This window comes from Rhodococcus sp. P14, assembly GCF_000256505.1.
GTDB lineage: Bacteria > Actinomycetota > Actinomycetes > Mycobacteriales > Mycobacteriaceae > Rhodococcus > Rhodococcus ruber.
The window spans coordinates 1-3,363 of sequence record NZ_AJFC01000133.1 but is presented as its reverse complement, the minus strand read 5'-3'; the positions used below and the strand labels follow the sequence as shown (position 1 = coordinate 3,363).

Annotated in this window: 3 protein-coding genes and 1 pseudogene; all 4 read right to left on the bottom strand. The window is 70.8% G+C overall.

Annotated features, from left to right (window positions below):
• Positions 1-204 precede the first annotated feature (204 nt).
• On the bottom strand, positions 205-873 hold the full coding sequence (locus tag OEY_RS0110225) for a GTP pyrophosphokinase (protein ID WP_371851025.1): 669 nt from the start codon (positions 871-873) through the stop codon (positions 205-207).
• 193 nt (positions 874-1,066) lie between these two features.
• A complete protein-coding gene (locus OEY_RS0110220) occupies positions 1,067-1,273 on the bottom strand; it encodes a hypothetical protein (protein WP_010593785.1) in 207 nt (68 codons plus the stop codon).
• Positions 1,274-1,459: 186 nt separating this feature from the next.
• Complete coding sequence (locus OEY_RS0110215) at positions 1,460-3,025, bottom strand: alpha/beta hydrolase (protein WP_010593784.1); 1,566 nt, start codon at positions 3,023-3,025, stop codon at positions 1,460-1,462.
• Between the two features lie 150 nt (positions 3,026-3,175).
• A pseudogene (locus OEY_RS0110210) lies at positions 3,176-3,363 on the bottom strand (transcriptional regulator); the annotation flags it as partial.

The following is a 3,363-nucleotide window of genomic DNA, read 5'->3' as shown; positions in this document are numbered from 1 at the left end:
GCCCGGCTCCCCCCGCCGGTCCACCCTCGTCATCGGCTACTGGCGGCACGGCATGACCGAGACCGGGTACGGCCGCACCACCGACCACGACCGGGACTTCACCGAGCACGACGCCTGAGCCGGGCCGAGCGACTCGGGCCGAGCGGATGTATCGTCCCCCTCCTCAGCGCCGGCGGGCGATACATTCGCTCGGCCGCAGGCCGCTCAGGGCGACGAGTCGGGCCCGTGCACCTGGTCGTGCAGGGCCTCCATCCGGACGTCGAGGTCGCGGGCGGTCGCGGCCGCCGCGCGCAGTTCGTCGAGCAGTTCGACGGGCACCGCCTTGTCGTACTTGTAGAAGATCTTGTGTTCGAGGCTGGCCCAGAAGTCCATCGCGACGGTGCGGATCTGCAGTTCGACGAACACCGGCTGCACGCGGTCGGACATGAAGACGGGGACCTCGACGATCGCGTGCAGGCTCCGGTATCCGTTGGGCTTCGGGCACGCGATGTAGTCCTTGACCTGGACGACCCGGATGTCGTGCTGCCCGGTGATCAGGTCGAAGATCCGGTAGACGTCGGAGACGAAGCTGCAGGTGATGCGGATGCCCGCGATGTCGTAGATGTTGTCGCGGATCGCGTCGAGGGTGAGCGGCAGGTTCTTGCGGACGGCCTTCTCGACGACCGATTCGGGGGTCTTCAGCCGCGACTTGACGTGCTCGATCGGGTTGTGGTCGTGGGCGAAGCCGAACTCCTCCCGCAGGATGTTGATCTTGGTCATCATCTCGTCGATGCCGAACTTGTAGACCATCAGGACGCGGCGGAACTCCCGCTGGAGCGCGATCTGCGGCGGGTCCAGGTGGAGCTGCGCGGGCTCGAGTCGTGGTTGCCTCAGCTGCACGTCGTCAGCGCCGTCCACCGTTTCTGTCACCGTCTGTCTCCTCGTCGCCTTCCCGATCGAGTCTGCCAGGTCGGCCGAGGGTGGGGCCCGGCGACGACTCGGAGCCGCGGCGACGAGCGTGGGCGCGAGGCGCAGCGACCGCGCCGGAACGGCACGGTCGCTGCGCGCCCTCACGCGGGCACCGTCGTCACCACGGCAGCGGCACCCACCGGTCGAACAGCCAGAACCCGTGCCCCTGCGACCCGGGCTGCTGATGCTGCGGGGCCGGCTGCGGCTGTTGCTGCTGGTGCTGCATCGGGGACGCCTCGGCGCTCGCGGCGCCGGCGCCCACCGCCGCCAACGCGATCGTCCCGGTCGCCGCGACCTTGCCCAGCTTCGTGTTCAGAACCTTCACGACTTCGCAGTCCTCTCGTCAGGGGCGAGGCGGTTCCCCGCCCGTCGGACGACTCGACACCGACTCGCGCAGCCGGCAGCAGGCTCGGGAAACCCTGACGTTCGGCTCCGAATTCGCGATGCCCGCCCGCGGTGGCCGCCGCGGACGCCCTGACCGTCCGTCCCGACGAATCGGATCCGGTACGGCTCAGCATGTCGTATCCCCCTCCGGCACAGCGAGATCGACGAGGTAGCGTGCGACAGGCAGGTCGATGCACCACTGGCCGCTCAGCACCACCCCGTGCTGGGTTCCGCGGTACGTGACGAGCACCGCGTCCAGTTGCTTCGCCAGGTCCACCCCCGCCTGGTACGGCGTCGCCGGATCCTCGGTGGTGGAGACGACGACGATCGGGGGCAGGCCGTCGACCTCCACGGCGTGCCGATCTCCCGTCGGCGGCACGGGCCAGAAGGCGCACGCACCGAGCGGCGCGTTGCCGGTGCCGCGGCCGTCGTCGAGGAACGGTGCCGCTGCACGGGACCGGGTGTCGAGTTCACCGGCCACCGCCGGGTCGGTCACGGCGGCGTCGTCGACGCACCGCACAGCCGCCATCGCCTCGCCGGAGTTCGAGTACGAGCCGTCGGCGAACCGGCCCTCGTACATGTCGGCCAGCAGCAGCAGCGTGTCGCCCCGGCCCTGCTCCAGCTCGGTGAGTCCGGTCCGCAGGTACTCCCAGCCCTGCGGCGAGTACAGGGTGGCGACGACACCGCTGATCGCGTTCGGATAGCTCAGTCCCCGCGGATCGTCCGTGGCCGCGGGACGGTCGATGAGGGGATCGACCAGCGAGCGGAACCGCGCGACCGCGGCCGCGGGATCGGCGCCGAGGGGGCAGTCCTCGCGGGTCGCGCAGTTCGCGGCGAACGCGTCGAATGCCTGCTGGAAGCCGGCGGCCTGCCGCACCGCCTCCTCGACGGGGTCCTGCTGTGGATCGAGCGCCCCGTCGAGCACCATCGCGCGTACGTTGCCGGGGAACGCCTCCGCATAGGCCGAGCCGAGCCGGGTCCCGTACGAGTATCCGAGGTAGTTCAATCCCGCGTCGCCGAGCGCGGCCCGGATGACGTCCATGTCCCGCACCACGTCGCGGGTGCCCACGTGTGCGAGCACGTCGGTGCCGGTGCGTTCGGCGCAGCGCGCCGCGTACTCCCGGCTCTTCTGCTCGGCCCGGGCAATGCCCTCGGCGGTCATGTCCACCACGGGATCCTGCCGCCACGCGTCGGTCTCCTCGGATGTCAGGCAGTCGATCCGCGGCGTCGACGCCCCGATTCCGCGCGGATCGAATCCGACGACGTCGAACCGCTCGGCGAGTTCGGTGCCGTCGGCGACGACGGCCGTCCCGAGCCCGGAGGCTCCCGGTCCGCCCGGGTTGACGAGCAGTGATCCGATCTTCTCTCCCGTCGCCCGCGAACGGGACAGGGCGACCTGCGCCGTATCGCCCTCGGGGCTCTCGTAGTCGATCGGCACGGTCACCCGCGCGCACTCGAGCCCGGCCCCGACCAGGTCCGACCCGTCGGTGCTGTAGCCGTCGCACGACTCCCACCGGACCTGCTGGGTGTAGAACGGTTCGAGGCCGGGCGGGATCTCACCGGTCGTGGAGGCGAAGCCGGTGGCGACGACCGGAGACGAGAACCCGCCCGCGATCAGGGCCGTCGCCGCTCCCGTTGTGGTCACCAACTGCAGGACCCGTTGCCGGATCCCGCGTTCGCCGTTCGACGCCATGAATCGACCTGCCCTCCAGTGGTACTCGACCGGAGGAAGCAGATCCCTCCGCGGACCACTACAGGGTCGGCGCCGACGGCGCTCGGTACCACCACCCCGAGGGTGCCGATGGGCACCCCCTCGACGGCACCGCGCGGCCCGCTCGTGCGGTCAGCCGGGTCGCTCGGCGATGCGCTTGATCGCCTCGAGGCGACGGTCCCACTGCCGTCCGATCGAGTCCAGCTCGCCGGCCAGTTCGCCGAGCCGGGTTCCGATTGCCCGGTAGCGGATCTCCCGCCCGATCCGGAACGACTCCACGAGCCCGGCGTCGGCGAGGACGGTCAGGTGCTTCGCGATCG